This is a genomic window from Priestia iocasae (assembly GCF_016909075.1).
Taxonomy (GTDB): Bacteria; Bacillota; Bacilli; order Bacillales; family Bacillaceae_H; genus Priestia; species Priestia iocasae.
The window spans coordinates 983,252-1,004,872 of sequence record NZ_JAFBFC010000001.1; the positions used below are offsets into that span (position 1 = coordinate 983,252).

Consider the following 21,621-nt stretch of genomic DNA (forward strand, 5'->3'; position numbering starts at 1 on the left):
AGTGTTCTGGAGATTACTTCAAGTAGAGTGGTTTAAAATGAAGCGCTCTAAACTATGGCCTCTTATTTTACTTAGTCCATTGACCGCTTCAATTGTTGGGTATGGAGCTGTTTCAAGAGTAGATTTTGAATTGTTGAATGATTGGTATGAGCCTCTTGTATTTATGGTCAGTATTCACGCCATTTTATTTTTACCGCTAATATCAGGAGTATTAGTATCGTTAATCTGTCGCCACGAGCATCAAGCAGGAGGATGGAAGCAACTATTGTCTCTTCCTGTAAAGCGTTCAACCGTTTATTTAGCAAAAGGAGTACTTACTTTTTTTCTCATTGGGCTTATTCAACTTCTGTTTGTGATGGGTTGGCTCGTAGTAGGTGCTTCGCAAGGATATGCAGATCCGCTTCCCATTAAGTTGATGCTAACGGTTTTAATTGGAGGATGGATGGCGATGATTCCGTTAATCTGTCTTCAATTATGGGCCTCTACATTATGGGCAAGCTTTGGAGCGCCGCTTGCGCTAAATGTGATCTTCACTGTGCCCAATATCATGATTATTAACTCAGAGCGATTTAGCCCTCTTTATCCATGGGCGCAGCCATTTATGTTAATGATGCCTCAAGATCAAAGTGTAATTGGATTTAGTGCCTCTGCCAACGTGTTATTTCTTGTTATCGGAGGAAGTGCTGTCCTCTTTTTCATAGGAGGTCTTCTTACGTTTCAACGAAAACTTGTTTAAAAAGAGGGGTACCGCATGAAGCACATTATTGTGATACTCTCTTTTTTAACACATCCATTTTTCGAACTGCTACATAGTATTGATATAATAGTTAATAAGTAGAGGTGAGAAAATGGAGAAAATTTTATATCTTATTTTAGGTGTCATTGTAGTAGGAATTATGCTAGTTGCTGGGCCAATGCTTTATGAAAGTCTGACAAAAAAATCGACGGGGAGCTCACCTGTCAACACAGTACAAAGCAATTCTACGAAAGAAGTCGCTACATTTGCTGGGGGCTGCTTTTGGTGTATGGAGCCACCGTTTGAAAAACACAACGGTGTTTTGGATGTCACCTCGGGTTATACAGGTGGAAAAGAGGAGAATCCGGCTTATAATGATGTTGCGTCAGGCTCGACAGGACACGTGGAAGCTGTTCAAGTCGTGTATGACCCAACGCAAATTTCATATGAAGAGCTGTTAGCCATCTTTTGGCGCCAAATTGATCCAACAGATGAAAAAGGACAATTCGTGGATCGCGGCTTTCAGTACACAACGGCTATCTTTTATCATAGTGAGGAACAACGTCTAGTGGCAGAGCAATCAAAAACAGAGCTGATAGACTCAGGACGCTTTGAGAAAGAAATTGTTACGCCTATTAAAGAAGCGATGACATTTTACAAAGCAGAGGAGTATCATCAAGATTATTATAAAAAGAATGCTGCTCGCTACAAGTATTACAGAAATAACTCAGGTCGAGATCAATTTTTAGATAAGGTTTGGGGAAAAGACCGTGAAGTGAAGGTTGGGAAGCATGCTCCATATCCTACATTCACAAAGAAAGAGCTAAAAGAAAAGCTTACATCAATGCAATATAAAGTGACCCAAGAAGATGGAACCGAACAAGCATTTAACAATGAGTATTGGGATTTAAAAGATGACGGAATTTATGTGGATATCGTATCCGGTGAGCCGCTTTTTAGCTCAAAAGATAAATACGATAGTGGAACAGGATGGCCGAGCTTTACAAAGCCACTTGTAAAAGAGAACATTGTTGAAAAAGAAGACAAAAGTTTATTTATGACAAGAACGGAAGTAAGAAGTAAATATGCCGACTCACATTTAGGGCATGTATTTGATGACGGTCCTGAACCAACAGGGTTACGTTACTGCATGAACTCTGCAGCGATGCGATTTGTACCAAAAGGAAACTTAGAAAAAGAAGGATATGAAGAATTTCTTTCATTGTTTGAGTAAAAGTGCCCGAGGTTAATTGTAAGTCGTTCTGTTTTAAAGTAGAAAATGAAATAAATATCAAATTCGCATACTAACTCAAAATGAATGTGATTTGAAAACGATAACTATTTTAGCGCAAAAACGCTTGGCATCATGCTAAGCGTTTTTTTACGCTTAAGATCATGCTGTAATCTTTAACGGAAAAGAAAGGATAAAATTGTAAAGATAGTATATACTAGGTTAGTAGATTGAATATTTAGACAGTTTGGTATTTAAGGCAATGGGGGGAACGATATGCTTAGTCAATCATTAATTGAAGATGTATTACATGAAGCGCTCTCAACAGGGGGAGATTTTTCCGAAGTATTCGTGGAGGATCGATTTAATCATTTATTAACCCTTCAAGGGGGAAAGCTTGAATCTAGTGTGTCAGGAAGAGACTTTGGAGTAGGTATTCGCGTGTTTAAAGGGGAACAAAGTGTTTACGCTTACACGAATGATTCCTCAAAAGAAGGCTTGTTAAAAGCTGCTCACAACGCCGCGCAAGGGATAAAAGGAAAAAGTCAGCAAACCATTTTACCTTTAGTAAAAGAAACTGCGCCACCCATGCATCCATATATGCTTTTACCTCGAGAAGTGGAAAAAAGAAGAAAGATTGATGTGATGAAAAAAGCATCAAATATAGCAACAAACTATCATTCTACGATTGAACAAGTGAAGATACGACTAATGGACCAAGAGCAACATGTGTTAATTGCCAATTCTGAAGGAACCTATGTTGAAGACAAGCGTGTATATAATCGCCTTGCTATTCTTGCGGTGGCAGCTCGAAACAATCAAATGGAACAAGGCTTTTACGGTCCTGGAGCGCTTCAAGGATTTGAATTTATTGAAGGATTAGATTTAGAGCATTATGCAGGTGAGGCAGCTCGAATTGCAGTCACCATGTTAGACGCTGAACCATGCCCAAGCGGAAAGTTTCCGGTTATCATTGATAACGAATTTGGCGGTGTTATTTTCCATGAAGCGTGTGGCCATGGATTAGAAGCAACGGCCGTCGCCAAAAATCAATCGGTATTTGCAAATCGCATTGGTGAAAAAGTGGCGTCTGACCTCGTTACTTATATTGATGATGGAACGATTCAAAATGAGTGGGGCTCCATTAATATTGATGATGAAGGAGAAAAAGTACGTAAAAATGTGTTAATTGAAAATGGTATTTTAAAAGGATATTTAATTGATAAATTAGGAGCGAGGCGAATGGGGATGAATTCAACAGGCTCTGGACGTCGTGAGTCGTATCGCTTTGCTCCAACGTCACGCATGACCAATACATTTATCGCTCCAGGTACATCCACACCTGAAGATATTATTGCGAATACAGAAAATGGTATTTATGCGAAGTACATGGGCGGTGGGCAAGTAGATCCAGCGAGTGGTGATTATAACTTTGCAGTCATGGAAGCGTATAGAGTAGAGAATGGAAAACTTACTACACCACTTCGAGGGGCGACACTCATTGGCAATGGTGCAAAGACGTTACAGCTTGTAGACATGGTTGGAAATAATTTAGCGCATGGAGCAGGTATGTGTGGGTCTGCTAGTGGAAGTATTCCTGTTAATGTTGGACAACCGATGCTTCGTGTAAGTGAAATGACGGTTGGTGGACAAAAGGGGGACGAGTAAGATGGAGTTAATGTCATTTCAGCAGCAGCTCTTTATGTATGGAACGAAACAAGGATTCGAAGAGATGGAATTATCATTTGAAAGTACAGACAAATTTTCTTGTCAAATTCATAAAGGAGAGCTCGACCAATATGACACGTCATTTGAGTCAGGTGTTTCCTTCCGTGGGCTCTTTAACGGAAAGATGGGCTATGCTTATACAGAGAAGCTAGATAATGAATCCATCTTGTTTTTAGTAGAAAACGCAAAAGAAAATGCCCTAATCATTGAAGACGAAGATGAAGAGCTTATTTTTGAGGGAAGTCCATTGTATGAAAAGCATTCATTTTACTCAAATGAGCTAGCAAACGTTACAATTGAAGAGAAAATTGCTTTTCTATCAAAAGTAGAAGCGCTTATTAGAGAATGTGATCCGCGAGTTATTGGCACTAATTACTGCATGCTTGAAACAGGTGAACAAAAACGAGCACTTTTAAATAGTAAAGGATTATCACTTTCTGAACATCATAACTATTTAATGATTTATATTGCGGTGATGGTGAAAGATGGAGAAGAGGTCAAAACTGGTCAATACACAAAATTGACGAGAGATTTCTCAACCTTGAAGGAAGAAGATATTGCACGTGAAGCAGTAAATGAAGCGCTCTCTTTTATTGGTGGTAAATCAATTAAAAGCAAAGGTTATCCCGTTGTGTTACGTCATGATGCCGCTGCTAGCTTACTTCATGTTTACTCTGCTGTCTTTTCATCGGAAAATGCACAAAAAGGGCTATCGCGCTTGAAAGGAAAAGAAGGAGAAAAAATAGGAGTCACAGCATTACAGGTTGTTGATCATCCATTATTAGAAGAAGGATTTGCGAGTCGAACGTTCGACAGTGAGGGTGTAGCATCAACGAAAAGATCTATCATTGAAGGCGGTACGCTTAAAACGCTTCTTTATAATACAAAAACAGCTAAAAAAGAAGGAAAGCAATCAACAGGACACGCATATAAATCTTCCTATAAAGGTACAGTGACTGTTGCACCGTCCAACTTATACATTGAAGCAACAAACACGTCATATGAACAGATTATTGAATCGGTGAGTGAAGGTGTACTCATTACACATCTATCTGGTTTACATTCAGGGACAAACCCAATTTCAGGTGACTTTTCCGTTGCCGCGAAAGGGTACTATATTAAGAATGGAAAAGTTGAGACACCTGTTACTCAAATGACGATAGCAGGAAACTTTTATGAGCTGCTAAACTCTATCGATTCAATTGGATCGGATCTTGATTTCGCGAAGGGCTATGGTGGAGGCTACGTGGGCTCCCCGACATTAAAAATCAATCGTTTATCTGTAACAGCTGAATGAAAAGAGGACTGAGTCAACATGAACAAAAACAGTGAACATGACTCAGTCCACTACATCCCTTGCCTCTAAAATCCATTATAATCAATGGATAGAAGGGCAAGGGATGTTGCGTTTAGGAGGTCAGTTTTTAATTGTAGTGACGTTTGGGACATTCTCTATTTCATCAACATGTTTTAAAACAACTTCATTTTTAAACTAAACGAAATGAATAATCTAGAAATTTTTGTAAGTGGTGGCGCTTATGGCCCGAGACGAAAGGGGTAAAGGTGTGCTATAGTGAATACTACGTATGTGAAAAATGCTTCTGTTTTCTTTGGGAAATTAGGCTTTTTTCTAAAAGTTGTTGCTTTTAGAAAGTGTGTTGAAACATAGTTGTTAAAGGTTGTGTGGAGCAAGAAGCTACCACTTGTCATAACTTATTTAATCGCAATAACATTTACGAAAGTAGCTAAAAATGAATAAAGAAAGGATTGACAATAGAGGCTATGGAACACTTTGTTCCTTTGGAGAAGCCAAAGGTTTCTTCACCAAAAAAGATAATTAAAAAGCTATATATTCAATATAAACAGTATGTAAGAACCGTCGCTTTTTCGTACTTTAGAAATTATGACCTTGTTGATGACATTGTTCAAGAGGTCTTTTTAAAAGCGTATATGCATGTCAATCAATTTAAAAGGAAATCGACTTATAAAACATGGCTCTATCGAATTACAATTAATGTATGTAAAGACTATGAGATGAAACAACGTACGCGCGATAAATATAAGCCAATGTTGACAGAGAGCAAGGAAGAATTTTTGGATCTTTCTGCTGAAGAGTATGTATTCAAAAAAGTAGAAAAACAAGATGTAAAACAGGCTCTGTTATCGTTGTCAACCATGCATCGTCAAGTCGTTGAGTTATACTATTTTAAAGGTTTTTCAATTCAAGAAATGAGTCAAAAACTAGGGTTAAACCCATCTACGATTAAAAGTCGTTTGCGAAGAGCAAAAAAAGGATTTAAAGAAACGTATGAGAGTATGATAAAATAGAGTGTCAATTGAGTAGAAATGAGGATCCATAAAACATGAGTAAACAAATTCAACAAGAGGTCGTAGATTCACGTCGTACATTTGCGATCATTTCTCACCCCGATGCGGGTAAAACGACGTTAACCGAAAAGCTTTTACTACTAGGAGGTATGATTCGCTCTGCTGGAACGGTAAAAGGGAAAAAGTCAGGCAAATATGCAACGTCTGACTGGATGGAAATTGAAAAGCAACGTGGAATTTCTGTTACATCAAGTGTAATGCAGTTTTCTTACCGAGATCACCATATTAATATTCTAGATACACCGGGACATGAAGACTTCAGTGAAGACACATATCGTACATTAACAGCGGTTGATAGTGCAGTCATGGTTATTGACGGAACAAAGGGAATTGAAGCCCAAACGTTAAAGCTATTTAAAGTGTGTCGTATGAGAGGAATTCCAATTTTAACGTTCATTAATAAGTTAGACCGTGAAGGAAAAGATCCACTTGAATTGTTAGAGGAAATTGAAGAGGTGCTTGGCATCGAATCGTATCCTGTTACATGGCCAATTGGAATGGGGAAACGATTCCAAGGGACGTATGATCGCTTTCAAAAAAAGGTTGAAGTGTATCAAGGAAATAAAGAATCCTATTATGTTGATTTTGATGGTGAGAATATTACCAGTGATGTCACAGAACACGTAAATGAACTTTATTTACCAGGGTTAGTTGATGAATTAGCTTTATTAGAGGAAGCGGGAAATGAATTTTCGGTTGAAAAAGTAAAACAAGGGCTATTAACACCTGTTTTCTTCGGTAGTGCCATTGCAAACTTTGGAGTTCAATCGTTCTTTGATGCGTTTTTACAATTAACGTCACCGCCGCAATCACGAGAATCATCCGTTGGAACAATCAAACCAACTGATGGATCGTTCTCTGGCTTTGTGTTTAAAATTCAAGCAAATATGAACCCAGCTCACCGTGACCGTATTGCATTTATACGTGTATGCTCAGGGAAATTTGAGCGTGGGATGAATGTCACGCTTTCACGTACAGGTCGAAAGATGAAGCTAGGGCAATCTCATCAGTTTTTAGCAGCCAGTCGTGAAACGGTTGATGAAGCGTATCCTGGAGATATTATTGGATTATACGACTCAGGCAACTATCAAATTGGAGATACGATTGTCGGAGATGGTACTTCAGCCTTTAACTTTGATGCATTACCGAAGTTCCCACCTGAATTATTCGTAAAAGTACGAGCGAAAAATGCGATGAAACATAAGCATTTTGAAAAAGGTATTACGCAGCTTGTACAAGAAGGAGCGGTACAGCTTTATCGTACGCCTTATTTCGGAGATAACATTTTAGGGGCAGTCGGTGAACTTCAGTTCCAAGTGTTCGAATATCGCATGAAAGCCGAATATGGTGTAGATATTGAGTTTGTACGTATGAAGCACGATATTGCAAGATGGGTAGACCGAAAGCAAATTAAAGATAACATGACTGATTCGCGCGTTATGCTTGTAGAAGATCGCGATGAACATGCCGTGTTATTATTCGAAAATGATTTCGTTTTACGCTTATTCCAAGATAAGTACCCAGATGTGACACTAAGCACACCATTGTAATGGAAAGAATCATTTAGCTATAGAACGATAGAAACAATTGACACGCTGTCAGTAGAGAAGTCTACATACAGCGTGTTTTTTGTCTTTTAGGTGGATTCGTCCCTTACCTCAAGGAACGTAGTCGGTAGGTAGGAGATGAGTCCGTCTTTTTTAAAATCAGAATAAAGGTCTTTTGTTTTCAAAGCATTGTATCGACACACTAAGCATATAGTAAATAAAAGGGGAAGAGAAGGGGAACGGGATGGAGAAAGAGCGAAGAAGGTTGAAAAGTAAAGAAGTAGATTTGAAAGAATTTGTAAGAAGGCGCGTGTATCGCTTTTTAGCAACGCTTGGCTTAGCAACGGCTGTAGGAATTATTTTATACCTATTCTTGTATATGTTTGGTTGATAAGACAAAAAGGAGGCTAGCTATTAGTCTCTTTTTTTGTTTTTTTTGTTTGCTTCGAGTGTTTTTGGATGTATTTGAATGTTTTTGATTGAAAAAGATTGTTATCCGTGATAAATTAGAGATACATTAAAATGAAAACGTTTTTAATGAGGTGTAAAAGTATGTTAACCCCAGAGAGACATCAACTAATTTTAAATTTGATAAAAGAAAAAGAAGTTGTAAAAGTACAGGAGTTACTTGAAATAACAGGTGCTTCTGAATCAACCATCCGACGTGATTTAAGTCAGTTAGAAGACGAAAAGTTGTTAAAGCGAGTACACGGTGGTGCATCTTCAACGAATAATAAGCTACACGAACTAAGCATGAATGAAAAATCAATCAAAAACATTCATGAAAAAAAGCAAATTGCGCAATATGCAGCATCACTTATTAACGAAGGTGATTGTGTCTTCCTAGATGCAGGTACAACGACATTCGAGATGATTCCATTTCTAAAAGGAAAGGATATTGTTGTCGTCACCAATGGACTTCCTCATCTAACAGCTTTACTTGATCAAGATGTCACTCTTTATTTAGTAGGAGGGGCAGTCAAACATAAAACAGGAGCGTTTATAGGTCAAGGTGCATTACTTAGCCTTCAGCAATATCGTTTTGATAAATGCTTTATCGGAGCAAATGGTGTTCATCCTCAATACGGCTATACAACACCAGATCCGGAAGAAGCTTCGATTAAGCAAAATGCCATTCATTTATCTCAACAGGCCTTTGTACTTGCTGATTCTTCAAAGCATTTGGAAACGAGCTTTGCGAAAGTGGCTAATTTACAAGACGCGATGCTAATTACGAATGAGCTAGATGATGAGTTAATGAGACAATATGAAACAAAAACGACGATAAAGGTTGTGAAAGAGTGATTTATACAGTTACATTAAATCCTTCTGTTGACTATATTGTTCAGACCGAACATTTTACAGAAGGAGAACTACATCGCACAACAAATGAAGCAAAGTTTCCAGGAGGTAAAGGAATTAACGTTTCACGCGTATTAAAGCGCCTAGGAGTAGAAAGCAAGGCAACTGGCTTTATTGGTGGCTTTACAGGCGCTTATATTAAAGATTCGTTAAAACAAGAACAGATTCAGACTGCATTTATTGAAGTTCAAGAAGATACCCGTATTAATATTAAGTTGAAAACAGCGGTTGAAACGGAAATTAATGGACAAGGTCCTACCGTGGATGACGTGTCTTTTCAAAAACTTGTTGATCAAATCCATCAAATGAAAAACGATGACATACTTGTATTGGCAGGAAGTATCCCAAGCTCGTTGCCACAAGATGTGTATCAACATTTATTGCAACTAGCAAACGAGCAAGGAGCAAGCGTAGTTGTGGATACAAGTGGAAAAGCGCTCTTAAATCTTGTGCAGCATCGTCCATTTTTAATTAAGCCAAATCATCATGAGTTAGGTGAACTATTTGACGTAGACATTCATGATGTTGACACAGCGGTGTTTTATGGAAAGAAGCTAGTTGAGCAAGGAGCTCAGCATGTTATTGTATCAATGGCAGGAGATGGTGCATTGTTAGTCACAGAATCAGCTGTTTGCTTAGCAACTGTACCAAAGGGAGAAGTGAAAAATTCAGTAGGTGCAGGAGATTCACTTGTCGCAGGTTTTCTTGCTTCCTATGTTCAAAGTAGAGATATAGCGGAAGCATTTCAAATAGGTGTGGCAACGGGAAGTGCAACTGCATTTTCGCTTGAACTATGCACAAAAGAAGAAGTGGATATGTTACGACCACAAATAATGATGAACAACCTAGGGTAAGAGGGGGAGCAACAATGAAAATAACAGATTTATTAAAGAAAGATACCGTTATTTTAGATTTGACTAGCTCGTCAAAGGAAGAAGTAATTGATGAGCTTATTCATAAATTAGGAGAAGCTGGACGCCTTCAAAATGAAGAAGAGTTTAAAAAGGCAATTTTAAAAAGAGAATCGCAGAGTACAACAGGAATTGGCGAAGGTATTGCTATTCCACATGCAAAAACAAGTGCAGTAAAAACACCAGCCATTGCATTTGGTCGTTCAACGGCTGGAATTGATTATGAATCACTTGATGGTCAACCTGCACATTTGTTTTTCATGATTGCTGCAAGTGAAGGAGCTAATAATGCTCATTTAGAGACCCTTTCTCGATTATCTTCATTATTGATGGATCCTTCGTTTCGCTCATCCTTGTTACATGCATCATCGATTGAAGAAGTCATCTCCAATATTGATGAAAAAGAAAGTGAAGGAGAGGTAGAAGAAGACGTTACCGTAATAGATGAACAATTAATCTTAGCCGTGACTGCTTGTCCAACAGGAATTGCTCATACGTATATGGCAGCCGATAGCTTAAAAGCAAAAGCAAAAGAAATGAACATTGCTTTTAAAGTAGAAACAAACGGTTCAAGTGGTGTGAAGAATGCGCTCACAAAGGAAGAAATTGAAAACGCTACCACCATTATTGTCGCAGCTGATAAACAAGTGGAGATGGAGCGCTTTAACGGGAAAAAAGTGATTCAAGTACGAGTAGCAGAAGGCATTCGTCGCCCTGAGGAACTGCTAAATCGTGCGTTAAAAGGGGATGCACCGGTTTATCACGGAGATGAAAAGCAACAATCATCTAACACGAAAAAGGAGCGAACAGGATTTTATAAGCATTTAATGAGCGGTGTATCTGCGATGCTTCCATTTGTCGTAGGTGGTGGAATTTTAATTGCCATTTCATTTATGTTTGGTATTAACGCGGCAGACCCGAATGATCCAAGTTATCATCCATTTGCAGAAGCGCTAAGCACCATTGGTGGTGGAAATGCATTTGGCTTAATGATTCCGGTTTTAGCAGGGTTTATTGCAATGAGTATTGCAGATCGTCCTGGTTTAGCACCTGGTATGGTTGGTGGACTAATGGCTTCAACAGGGGGAGCTGGATTTTTAGGAGGATTAATTGCAGGGTTTTTAGCAGGTTACATCGTTGTAGGATTAAAGAAACTATTAAGCGGACTTCCGCAAACGTTAGATGGTTTGAAGCCCGTTTTGTTATATCCTTTATTAGGGGTTTTCATCACAGGAATGGTGATGATGTATGGAATAATTGGACCGGTTAAAGCTTTAAATGATGGATTAACAAGTGTTCTTGGAAGCATGGGAACAGGAAACTTAGTTTTACTTGGTCTTGTGCTAGGTGGGATGATGGCCGTTGATATGGGTGGCCCAATTAATAAAGCAGCCTTTACATTTGGAATTGCGATGATTGATGCTGGTAATTATGCACCACATGCAGCGATTATGGCAGGAGGAATGGTTCCACCATTAGGATTAGCACTAGCTACAACACTGTTTAAAAGTAAATTTACAGAGCAAGAACGTGAGGCAGGGAAAACAAGTTATTTCTTAGGAGCTTCATTTATTACAGAAGGAGCCATTCCGTTTGCAGCTGCTGACCCAGGACGAGTTATTCCGTCAGCCGTTGTTGGTTCAGCCGTTGCTGGAGCGTTAACGATGATGTTTGGAATTGGCTTACCTGCTCCACACGGAGGAGCGTTTGTTATTCCTGTTGTAACAGGAAATCCATTTCTTTATATCGTTTCTATTTTAATTGGTTCATTTATTACGGCACTTATGGTAGGATTGTTAAAAAAAAGAAAAATTGAATCGTAATTGTACATAAAGGGTGGACATTTGTTCACCCTTTATGTACAATTGGTTTAATTCTTGTTTAATTTTTAGAAAAATTAGACATCATACTTTCCTTGAATAAAGAGTATGATACAATAGTCTACTATTAAAAAGAGAGTAAGGAAGTGTCGTAAAAATGAAGGTTGCGAAATTTGGTGGGAGCTCTGTAGCGAGTGGAGAAAAATTCAAGCAAGTAGCAAAAATTGTGACAAGTGATCCAGAGCGACGTATAGTGGTCGTATCAGCACCTGGTAAGCGATTCAGTGAAGATACAAAAATGACAGACTTATTAATCGCACTAGCAGCAAAAGTACAGCTAGGTGAAGACTATATGAATGAATTCGGGCAGATTGTTGATCGCTATCGAGAGATTGTCACCGAGCTAGAAATGTCCACTGATATTCTGTCTGACATTATGGCAAACTTACAATCCATTATTGATATACATAAACATGACTCATTCCGTTTGCTTGATTGCATAAAAGCAAGTGGTGAAGACAATAACGCGAAATTAATGGCTGCTTATTTTAATCATTTAGGACACGAAGCCTATTATGTAAATCCGAAAGAAGCGGGCATTTTCGTAACCGATGAGCCAGGTCATGCGCGAGTATTACCTCATTCTTATCAAGAGATAGAGAAATTAAAAGAACGAACAGGTATTTTAGTTGTGCCAGGTTTCTTTGGTTATTCTGAAAACGGCAACATGGTAACATTTTCACGAGGTGGATCTGACATTACAGGTTCTATTTTAGCTGCAGGTGTTAAAGCAGCTTTATATGAAAACTTCACAGATGTAGATTCCATTTATAGTGTAGATCCGCGTATTGTCAAAAATCCAAAAGAAGTAAAAGAAGTGACGTATCGTGAAATGCGCGAGCTTTCTTACGGTGGGTTTTCTGTGTTTCACGATGAAGCGTTAGAGCCTGTGTATAAGTTAGGTATTCCAGTTTGTGTAAAAAATACAAATAACCCAAGTGCTCCTGGTACGTTCATTGTGCCAAAGCGTAAATATAGTGACACACCAGTTGTTGGTATTGCAGGAGACACTGGTTTTTGTAACATTCATGTGAGTAAGTATTTATTGAACCGTGAGCTTGGTTTTGGCCGTCGCTTACTTCAAATTTTAGAAGACGAAGGCATTTCATATGAGCATACACCGTCTGGAATCGATAACATCTCTGTCATCATGCGCGAGCATCAACTAACACCTGAGAAGGAAGAGCGAGTGTTCTCACGTATTCAAACAGAGCTTGAAGTAGACGAACTCTTTATTGAGCGTGACTTAGCCCTTATCATGGTTGTAGGTGAAGGGATGAATAGCTCGGTAGGAATTGCAGCAAAAGCAACCGAAGCATTGGCTCGTGCAGATGTTAACTTAGAAATGATTAACCAAGGTTCATCTGAAGTTAGCATGATGTTTGGCGTGAAAAGTGAAGTCGTTCCAAAAGCAGTCGAAGCGCTTTATAACGCTTATTTTAATAACGTGTATTCTATCTCTTATACGAATAGCTAAATGTCTTCTTATTCAATCGGACACTCTTTATAAGGGTGTCCGATCTTTTATGTCTGTTCCTTTTAATTCATTGATTTTACGTAAACGAATTAAGTCTAATAAGCTGAATCCAACTTTTGAAAAAATCGGTAGCAAGACAAAAAACATCGTATCAGCAATTTGTCCTATTACACCTAATCCAGAAGGTCCTAAAAGCCATACTGTTGGATACGATACCCAAAAAGCAGTTAAATAACCTGCCATAATTGTATAAGTTGTATGTAATTGAGAACTTTGAGATTGTGCAATTTGTCGAAGTGGGTACCAAATGATGTAGAGGATAACTAAAAATGCACTAAGACCAACTAAATACCATGTATAGACTGCTGGACCACTAGATAGATCACCAAGTAACCCGCTTAACACCATAATAATATCTGCTACAACGAGTGTACCAATCATGATAAAATCTTTCTGTTTCGAGTAAAACATCGCTGTTAAAGATAACGCAACTAAAAGAAGAGGCGTAGTCACTACCCAGTCAATATAACGAGCAAAATAAATGATTGAACCATTTAGTTGTAAGACACCTTGACCGAGAGCCATTGAAAGGTAAGCAAGACCTGACCAAACAGGAATGATAATAGCAATCATATACTCAACACGTGGAACACCTTTACGATTCCTACTCATAAAAAAGAACACGATTGCTCCTAAGAACATGATCGATACATAAAGCCATAGTAGTTGCACTTCTACTGGATACACAAGCATACTCCTCTTTTCGTTTTTTATCCAGTCTTACCGTAACCATTCATTCATATACAAAAAGAGGCTGAGACAAAAGGGATAAAGAACACCCCTGTTTGGCTCAGCCTACAACGTCCCTTGCCCAAAAACTCAGAAACATCAATGGATAAGGAGAAAGGGATGTTGCTTGTAAATCTTTTTTCTTGTTACTCACGTATGTCTGAGCCTCTACAGCTTTTTAGCAAACAGAATCATTTGGTTTCGGATTTGATAGGCCGAATAATGGTCTAATAAAGAGCGCAAGGTACGTTCCAAGCATCGCCATGACCATCCATACCCATCCGTGCAAGCTAAATGAAGCGATACCTCCAAAGTAAGCACCAATGTTACAACCGAAAGCAAGACGAGCGCCATATCCCATCATTAATCCACCAATTAGTGAGGCAGCTGCAACGCCTGGTCGAATCTTTTTAAGAGCAAAGATTCCAGCAATACTTGAAGCTAAGAATGCACCGAGCATAATCCCAAAATTCATTACACTTGTTGAATCAGCTAGTACAGATTGAGTGAGCGAAGCAGCTTGTGCGTCTTGTTGCCAGTAACTCCATTGTGTAACATCAATGCCAATAGCCGTTGCCACTTTTGCACCCCATAAAGCAAATGCAGATGTAATGCCCCAAGGTTGACCACGAACCATGAGTGTTACAGCGTTTAAAACAGCTAATACAATCGCTGCTACTAGAATTGGCCAAGAACCACGGAAAATACGTTTCCATCCTTGAACGGTTGGAAGCTGTTTCATTTTCGGTGGATTTTTCTTTTTCTGAAGATAAATCGTTAATAAAAAAATAAGTCCAAATATAGTCATTTGAACGAACCATGCTCCTAAATAGCCTAAACCTGTGCTCTCAGCTAATGAAATTGCAGGGAGAGAAGGCATGTCGTTCATCCAAAAATCGAAATGTGCCGTTGCAACTACAGAACCAACAATAAAGCCAGTTAGTGTAATCCACATCGAAGAGCTACCGCCACCAAGTGAATAAAGAGTACCTGATGCACATCCATTTCCAAGTTGCATTCCAATTCCGAAGATAAAGGAACCAAATAGTAAGCTTACACCTACAGGCGACACATAACCAGTTGGTGTTACGCCTGTGAAGCTAAGTCCACTCGATAAAATAAGAGCAAATAACGTTGTCGCTACAGCAAGCATCACCATATGAGCACGTAAAGCTTCGCCGTTACCAACAGCCATTAGGCGTCGAAACGCTGAGGTAAAGCCGAAACGTGCATGAAACAATGTAAATCCAAGTAATAACCCAAGAATAAACAGAACACCTTGTACCGAACCCTCAGATCCTACAATGATGCTTCCTAATACGGCTGAACCAATTAATCCAGCACCTACAAGCATATTTTTCGGCTCTTTCAATGGAGAAGGAGCTAAAGGATTATGTTGTTTATGGAGCGAGTTTTGTTGGTTTATAACTGTTGTACGCAATATCATCACCTTTTCCTATTGAAATAGTAGGCTTTGATTATAACACGTTATGATAAAGATTCAAGTTAAAACATTCTAGCTAAACGCCGTCTGATTTATACATAAAAAAACAAATTTGTACACATTACTAGGGAAACAATACATTTTTTAAAAGGAGTGTACGGTGTGTTAGAGCTATGGAGAATGTATGCAATGAAGACATTAGGGATTGTGTCTGTAATAAATATTGTTGCTGGGCTATACCTCATTATTTTATATTTAGATAAATCTCCGATATATAAAGTTGGATTTGGTAGTGCACATGTTGGAATTACCATTGCATCTATGTTATTGATTTATAAAATAGGAGAGGTCGTTTTTAGGTGGTATGAAAATTAAAGTAGAGATTGATAAAACAAGCGCTCTCAAACATTTACGTTTGAGAGCGCTTGTTCATTTTTCTTCTGTAAAAGCAGGAATTCTAATATGAAAGCGAACCCCGCTTTCTTTATTTTCAGCCCATATTGTGGCACCATGATAAGAGACCACTCTTTTTACAATGCTGAGTCCGATTCCAAATTCTCCTTCCATTCCTTTATGAAAAGGTTCAAACAGAGTTTCAAGTACATGATATTCGATAGGTGGTCCATCGTTTCCAATTGTTAACTTCGCGTGCTTGTCTTCCTGTTTAAAAGAGATTGTAATCGTCGTTTTGGCATATCGTAACTGATTCTCAATTATATTTTCGAGTACTTTCATCCATTGTTCACGATCTCCTTTTATAAAAAGAGCAGAAGCATTTACGTTCCATTCTAAATCTGAACGTGTCCAACGAAAACGATCAATCACTTGATTAATTAAGAGAGAAAAATCAAATGACTCACCTTCTACTTTTTTTGTGGCTAAATAATCTAGCTTTGTTAAGTACAATAAATCTTTAATTTTCTTTTCTAATCTCTCCGCTTCGTCTTCAATGACCTGTACCGTTGATTGTAAATCCCCTTTAGGATAAATGCCATCTTGAATGGACTGAGAATAGCTTCTTATAACCATCACGGGTGTTTTTAAATCGTGAGAAATATTTTGAAGCAATACTTGTTGAGCTTCATCTTTTTTGACAAGTCGCTCACGCATCTGTTCAATTGAAGCTCCAAGCTTTCCAATTTCATCTTCACGATCGACGTTTACGGGCTCATGCCAATCTTGCTTTGAGATTCGTCTCACATGCTTTTCTAATGCGACGAGGGGACGACTTAAATATTTAGCAAGCCAAATGGATGGAATCCAACTAAGTAAAAAGACAATACTCATAATAAAGAGTAACTGCTTGAATAATGTTTGAACTAAGTCATTTCGGTAAGAATCCCATGAATAGGAAAGAAGAAAAGCTGGTTGTCCATTTACAGTTACCTTTTGAATGACATAAAAAAGAGTCTTTTCACCTACATCTGTTGAATAGCGTTCTGTTAGATTCTCTTGTGTAGCAGCTGCAAGTTGGATTTCTCGTAACACGTTAATTGGCAATGTTTGAGAGATTAATGGAATATTTAAATTCTCAGGTAGAAATACATGGTGAACAGAACGGTTTCGAAGAGGAACGTTATCATTTCCTCCGAAATAATATTCTTCACTTGAATTAGGAAGTCCGTATTCTTTTAAAATCAGTTGTTCATTTTCAATGGCTCGATACATCTCTTTTGTGAAGAAGCTTCTTAATGTAGTCGGAAATAAGATAGCAAGTAATAGTGAGATGACTAGTAGAATAGCAGAAATCACAAACCAAATTTGTAAGGTCAAAGGTTTATTTTTCATCCTTTTGTCATCCTATATCCATAGCCATAAATCGTTTCAATTCGTAAATGAGGCATTTTTTTGCGTAATCGGCGAACAAGATCATCAACAACTCGATCCGTTCCGAAGTAATCCTCACCCCAAATACGATTAAGAATTTGCTCTCGAGAGAATGCTTGTCCTTGATTTTTAGCAAATAGAAGAACGAGGTCAAATTCCTTAGACGTTAAGTCAAGCTGTTCATGTTCGTCAGAAACGGATCTTACTTCCATTTCAATTGTATAAGGTGAAAGGATAATAGGACTTTCTTTTTTATCAAGCTCTCCGTATACTCTAGTTAATAGTTTTTGAACACGAATCACAAGCTCTCGTGGTAAAAAGGGTTTTGCTAAATAATCATCGCTGCCCATTTCAAGCCCAAGTACCCGATCAATATCTGCATCTCGAGCGGAAATAAAGATAACGGGTACATCAGAATGAGCTTTAATCTCACGAATGAGTTGATAGCCATCTAAATCTGGCAACATAATATCTAAAATCCATAGATGTGGCTGTTTATGTATGGCGGCTCGTGCCCCTTCCCCTGTTACAAAAGAGGTAACGTTCCATCCTTCTTTTTCTAGGTAAAGAGTTAATACTTCATTTAGATTCTTTTCATCTTCAACAAGATAAATTTCATAAGACACTTTTCTCACACTCCTCTCACACTTCACAGACATTATACTACGCGTGCTCTTTAGAAAAGAAGCATTTCACAATTTCCCACAATGTTTTGATACTTTTCCCAAATTATTTATGTATAGTAAGAAGCATCAAAAGAAAATCGTTCATCAAAAGGAGAGATTATCATGGATATGCGTGAACAAAACAACCATGATTCACAAGAACATCAACATTCACAAGAAGTGGAAAACACAACGGAGCGTGAAGAACATCAACTTAATCAACCTACCTCTTATACAAGACAGGAAAAACGCCAAAAGCGATTTATTCCATTTGTTGCTTCATCCTTAACAGGAGCTATTTTAGGTGGTGGGATTGTATTATATGGGAGTCCGCTCCTAGGGATCAATGAGCCGGTATCTATCCCATCAAGCACGGTAGAGGAACGGCCTTCTAATGATTCATTACCAATTCAACAAACATCGATGAATTCAAGTGACCTTGTAAAAATGATTGAAGAGGTGTCACCATCTGTTGTAAGTGTGACCAAATTTGAACAGAGAAGCAATCCATTCTCGTCGAATACACAAGAAGCAGAAGGTGGGACTGGCTCTGGTGTAGTGTTTAAAAAGGACGGTAAAGATGCTTATATTGTGACAAATAACCATGTAATTGAAGGGGCAAGTAAAATAAACGTTACGATGTCAACTGGTGAAACAGTTGATGCTGAAGTTGTTGGGGCAGACGCTTTAACTGATTTAGCAGTATTGAAGATTGATAGTCAGTATGTTCAAAAGGTTGCTGAGTTCGGAGATTCTTCACGCATTGTACAAGGAGAACCAGCTATTGCAATTGGCAATCCATTAGGGGAACAGTTCTCACGTACTGTTACCCAAGGGATTATTAGCGGAACAGAGCGTTCCATTGCGATTAACACTCAAGAAGGGGAATGGGAATTAGATGTCCTGCAAACGGATGCAGCGATTAACCCTGGTAATAGTGGGGGCGCGCTTGTAAACGCTGCTGGGCAAGTAATTGGTATAAATAGTTTGAAAATTGCTCAATCTGGAGTTGAAGGATTAGGATTTGCCATTCCTAGTAATGATGTGAGTAAGATTGTTGATGACTTAATGAAGAATGGAAAGGTACAACGTGCTTACATGGGGGTATCAATGGTCGACATTACACAAGTGTCTCCTCAAGCGCAACAAGAAGAATTAAAGCTGCCTAAGCAATTTGATAAAGGCGTAGCATTAGCAAGCGTTGAACCATTTTCTCCGGCAGCAGATGCAGGGCTTCAATCAAAGGATGTCATTGTAGCAATTAATGGACAAGACGTAGCAACTGGTAAAGAGCTACGTAAGTATTTGTATACGAAGACAAAAATAGGAGATAAAGTAGAAGTGACCTATCATCGAGGTGCTCAAAAGAAAACGACGTCTCTAACTTTAACAGAAAGAGGTTTAAATAATGAGTAAAAAAATCAGTGTCATTGCGCTAACTGCAGCTCTTGCGATGTCTTTAATGGCTTGCAACAACGCAGATTCATCAGCAAAAAAAGAAACAAGTCAAGCTCAAGAGGTATCCTTTCCAAAATTAGAGCGAAATGAACTTGAAAAACAAAATGAAGTGGTGACTTACAAAGGGGGAGAAGTATCTGGTAAGGAATTCGCAGATTATTTAGCGTTTCAAGGTTTTGTCAATCCAGATGCCCCTATTAATGAAAAAGAGTTCCAAAAAGAAGTGTTAAATCATCTTGTAATGGAAGAAAAAATCACGCAAGAAGTGAAAGATGATCAGTGGGCATCAGAGCGAGCAGATGAGCTGTGGGAGCAAATTTCTGCTTCGTATGACGAAAAAACACGAAAAAAAGGGTATGAAACGTTAAGTGTAAAAGAAGAAACAATTAAAAACCATCTTTTAAACTATTATAAAGTGGAACAATATTTTAGAGAAGGATTGACTGATAAAGATATCCAAGCTTTTTATGAAGATGTATCGGATGAAGTAACAGGTCTGACATTTCAACATATTTTAGTGGCGACAAAGCAAGCAGATGAAGAGGGTAAAGAAAAAGAAGTGAGGACAGATGAAAAAGCGAAGAAGATTGCTGATGATGTGAAGAACCAGCTCGATGAGGGCGGTGACTTTTCAAAGCTAGCAGAGAAGTACAATGAAGACCCTGGTAGCAAAAAAACAAAAGGTGTATATGAGCAGATGCCGCTTTCTCAGTTAGATGGAGAATTTCGTGATGCAGCAGCGAATCAAAAAATTGGTGAAATTGGAGAACCAGTAAAAACGGATTATGGTTATCATATTATAAGGGTCGATAAGCGACAAAAGAAAGAATTAAAAGAAGTGAAAGATCCAATTATGCAGCAATTAGCCATTGAAAAAATGAATAATTATATGAAAGAAACATTGCCTTCGGTCATTAAAGAAACAAACATATAATTAATAGCCCCCTTATATGCTATGCATTTTACGATGGATAATAGCATATAAGGGGGTTTTTTATTGAAAGTAAAAGAAACATCATAAACCTTTTCACATCATGTCTAAAATTCGTCTATCTGTGAAAAGATGGAAAAGAATGAACGATAACATGGAGGGATTATGTTGAAAAAACTTGTTCTTAGTATGATGTTTTTTTTAATAAGTGCAGCACTAGTTGCATGTAATATGAATCAACGAGACCATCATCCATCTCATATGGAAAATCAGGAAGCTGCCCCTGCTAGTGAAGTAGCAATTGAAACAATGGATGTAAATCTGATAAACACGAAAGGTGAAACGATTGGAGAAGCGCGTTTAACACAGCAAGAAAACGGTGTGAAGATTAAGGTAACAGCAAAAAGTCTGCCACCAGGTCGCCATGGTTTTCATATTCATGATGTGGGGAAGTGTGAACAGCCAGATTTCCAATCAGCAAGTGGTCATTTCAATCCGTTTGATCGCCAACATGGTGTTAAAAATCCGAAAGGTCCTCACGCAGGTGATCTTCCTAACATTGAAGTTGGCAAAGATGGCAAAGTGAATACAGAAGTGTTTGCTTCACTCGTAACCCTTCAAGAGGGAAAGCAAAATTCACTGCTTGATATGGATGGAACATCACTCATTATTCATGAAAAACCTGATGATTATATAACAGATCCATCTGGAAATGCAGGAGAACGTATTGCATGTGGAGCTATTCAAAAATAAAAGGGTGTCATGCAAGTGGAAAATATCCTCTTTAAACGCCCCTTTTGCAAACTATAGGATTGTCATAAAAACTCAGTAAAATCACGGGTTTTTATTGACAGTCCTTTTTGCGTAAAACAGAAAAATTAGTTCTTAAACTTGGAGAGTAGCGTTCTCTTCGTTTTAGAACTTTTCTTACCCCTTTTAAACGTCAAAGAATACGAATGTTTTTCATTAATTGAGAAAAACTACCTGTAAGAAATGGTTGGTGAAAAAAATAAAATGATTACATTCCTTTCTTTGTTAGTTTTAAGTGGCTTAATAAGTATGACGATTTTCATTGATGCGTTTTTAACTAAAACAAGCATGATCGATGCATTTACGATGATGTTTATCGAAGGAAAAAACATAGGAAAATATTATGTACTCACTTTTACAATCATTTGTTTAGGTGTTGGAATAGTAAGTGACTGGAAGCGAAAAAAGAAAAAGAAGAATATGCAGCAGGGTTGAGG

General features: G+C 38.2%; 20 protein-coding genes. 16 read left to right on the plus strand and 4 right to left on the minus strand.

The genetic code is table 11. From position 1 onward, the window contains the following. Position 1: 1 nt before the first annotated feature. The 11 genes from JOC83_RS04940 to JOC83_RS04990 all read left to right on the plus strand — a co-directional run bounded on the left by JOC83_RS04940 (position 2) and on the right by JOC83_RS04990 (position 13,260). Complete coding sequence (locus tag JOC83_RS04940) at positions 2 to 736, plus strand: ABC transporter permease (RefSeq protein WP_205184520.1); 735 nt, start codon at positions 2 to 4, stop codon at positions 734 to 736. A 112-nt stretch (positions 737 to 848) separates the two neighbouring features. After that, positions 849 to 1,970: a peptide-methionine (R)-S-oxide reductase MsrB gene (gene msrB / locus JOC83_RS04945; protein WP_205184539.1), complete on the plus strand. Its 1,122-nt coding sequence runs from the start codon at positions 849 to 851 to the stop codon at positions 1,968 to 1,970. 273 nt (positions 1,971 to 2,243) lie between these two features. Continuing rightward, positions 2,244 to 3,635, plus strand: a complete 1,392-nt coding sequence (locus tag JOC83_RS04950) for a TldD/PmbA family protein (RefSeq protein WP_205184541.1) — start codon at positions 2,244 to 2,246, stop codon at positions 3,633 to 3,635. A 1-nt stretch (position 3,636) separates the two neighbouring features. Next, positions 3,637 to 4,992 carry a TldD/PmbA family protein gene (locus JOC83_RS04955; RefSeq protein ID WP_205184544.1) on the plus strand — a complete coding sequence of 452 codons (1,356 nt, stop codon included), beginning with the start codon at positions 3,637 to 3,639 and terminating at the stop codon, positions 4,990 to 4,992. A gap of 503 nt (positions 4,993 to 5,495) precedes the next feature. Beyond that, on the plus strand, positions 5,496 to 6,023 hold the full coding sequence (locus JOC83_RS04960) for an RNA polymerase sigma factor (protein WP_205184546.1): 528 nt from the start codon (positions 5,496 to 5,498) through the stop codon (positions 6,021 to 6,023). A gap of 35 nt (positions 6,024 to 6,058) precedes the next feature. After that, positions 6,059 to 7,633: a peptide chain release factor 3 gene (locus JOC83_RS04965; protein ID WP_205184548.1), complete on the plus strand. Its 1,575-nt coding sequence runs from the start codon at positions 6,059 to 6,061 to the stop codon at positions 7,631 to 7,633. A gap of 241 nt (positions 7,634 to 7,874) precedes the next feature. Then, positions 7,875 to 8,021, plus strand: coding sequence for a hypothetical protein (locus tag JOC83_RS04970; RefSeq protein WP_205184550.1), 147 nt, complete (start codon positions 7,875 to 7,877; stop codon positions 8,019 to 8,021). Positions 8,022 to 8,182: 161 nt separating this feature from the next. Then, positions 8,183 to 8,935 (plus strand): DeoR/GlpR family DNA-binding transcription regulator, encoded by a 753-nt coding sequence (locus JOC83_RS04975; RefSeq protein WP_205184552.1) that lies wholly within the window; start codon positions 8,183 to 8,185, stop codon positions 8,933 to 8,935. Further along, a complete protein-coding gene (gene pfkB / locus JOC83_RS04980) occupies positions 8,932 to 9,846 on the plus strand; it encodes a 1-phosphofructokinase (RefSeq protein ID WP_205184554.1) in 915 nt (304 codons plus the stop codon). Before JOC83_RS04975 ends, pfkB begins: the two co-directional genes overlap by 4 nt. Positions 9,847 to 9,860: 14 nt before the next feature. Next, positions 9,861 to 11,726 carry a PTS fructose transporter subunit IIABC gene (locus tag JOC83_RS04985; protein ID WP_205184557.1) on the plus strand — a complete coding sequence of 622 codons (1,866 nt, stop codon included), beginning with the start codon at positions 9,861 to 9,863 and terminating at the stop codon, positions 11,724 to 11,726. A gap of 154 nt (positions 11,727 to 11,880) precedes the next feature. After that, entirely contained in the window at positions 11,881 to 13,260 is a 1,380-nt protein-coding gene (locus tag JOC83_RS04990; protein WP_205184559.1) for an aspartate kinase, read from the plus strand. 27 nt (positions 13,261 to 13,287) lie between these two features. Here JOC83_RS04990 and JOC83_RS04995 read toward each other — a convergent pair whose 3' ends face one another. Together JOC83_RS04995 and JOC83_RS05000 are read right to left on the minus strand one after the other, a co-directional pair. Continuing rightward, positions 13,288 to 14,007, minus strand: coding sequence for a bacteriorhodopsin (locus JOC83_RS04995; protein WP_205184569.1), 720 nt, complete (start codon positions 14,005 to 14,007; stop codon positions 13,288 to 13,290). 220 nt (positions 14,008 to 14,227) lie between these two features. After that, positions 14,228 to 15,403 carry a YeeE/YedE family protein gene (locus JOC83_RS05000; protein ID WP_239583373.1) on the minus strand — a complete coding sequence of 392 codons (1,176 nt, stop codon included), beginning with the start codon at positions 15,401 to 15,403 and terminating at the stop codon, positions 14,228 to 14,230. A 252-nt stretch (positions 15,404 to 15,655) separates the two neighbouring features. On the opposite strand from JOC83_RS05000, the gene JOC83_RS05005 reads away from it, so the two are divergent. Next, positions 15,656 to 15,868 carry a hypothetical protein gene (locus JOC83_RS05005; RefSeq protein WP_205184575.1) on the plus strand — a complete coding sequence of 71 codons (213 nt, stop codon included), beginning with the start codon at positions 15,656 to 15,658 and terminating at the stop codon, positions 15,866 to 15,868. Between the two features lie 54 nt (positions 15,869 to 15,922). Here JOC83_RS05005 and JOC83_RS05010 read toward each other — a convergent pair whose 3' ends face one another. Next, a complete protein-coding gene (locus tag JOC83_RS05010; RefSeq protein ID WP_205184578.1) occupies positions 15,923 to 17,281 on the minus strand; it encodes a sensor histidine kinase in 1,359 nt (452 codons plus the stop codon). After that, positions 17,278 to 17,946, minus strand: coding sequence for a response regulator (locus JOC83_RS05015; RefSeq protein WP_205184581.1), 669 nt, complete (start codon positions 17,944 to 17,946; stop codon positions 17,278 to 17,280). The genes JOC83_RS05010 and JOC83_RS05015 overlap by 4 nt, the downstream gene beginning before the upstream one ends. A 162-nt stretch (positions 17,947 to 18,108) precedes the next feature. On the opposite strand from JOC83_RS05015, the gene JOC83_RS05020 reads away from it, so the two are divergent. The 4 genes from JOC83_RS05020 (at position 18,109) to JOC83_RS05035 (ending at position 21,619) form a co-directional block, all read left to right on the plus strand. Then, the gene (locus JOC83_RS05020; protein WP_239583308.1) at positions 18,109 to 19,401 is read left to right on the plus strand and encodes a S1C family serine protease; all 1,293 of its coding nucleotides are present in this window, start codon (positions 18,109 to 18,111) and stop codon (positions 19,399 to 19,401) included. After that, entirely contained in the window at positions 19,394 to 20,377 is a 984-nt protein-coding gene (locus JOC83_RS05025; RefSeq protein WP_205184584.1) for a peptidylprolyl isomerase, read from the plus strand. Before JOC83_RS05020 ends, JOC83_RS05025 begins: the two co-directional genes overlap by 8 nt. Positions 20,378 to 20,542: 165 nt before the next feature. Beyond that, positions 20,543 to 21,127 carry a superoxide dismutase family protein gene (locus JOC83_RS05030; RefSeq protein ID WP_205184587.1) on the plus strand — a complete coding sequence of 195 codons (585 nt, stop codon included), beginning with the start codon at positions 20,543 to 20,545 and terminating at the stop codon, positions 21,125 to 21,127. A 306-nt stretch (positions 21,128 to 21,433) separates the two neighbouring features. Continuing rightward, positions 21,434 to 21,619, plus strand: a complete 186-nt coding sequence (locus tag JOC83_RS05035; protein ID WP_205184590.1) for a hypothetical protein — start codon at positions 21,434 to 21,436, stop codon at positions 21,617 to 21,619. Positions 21,620 to 21,621: the final 2 nt, after the last annotated feature.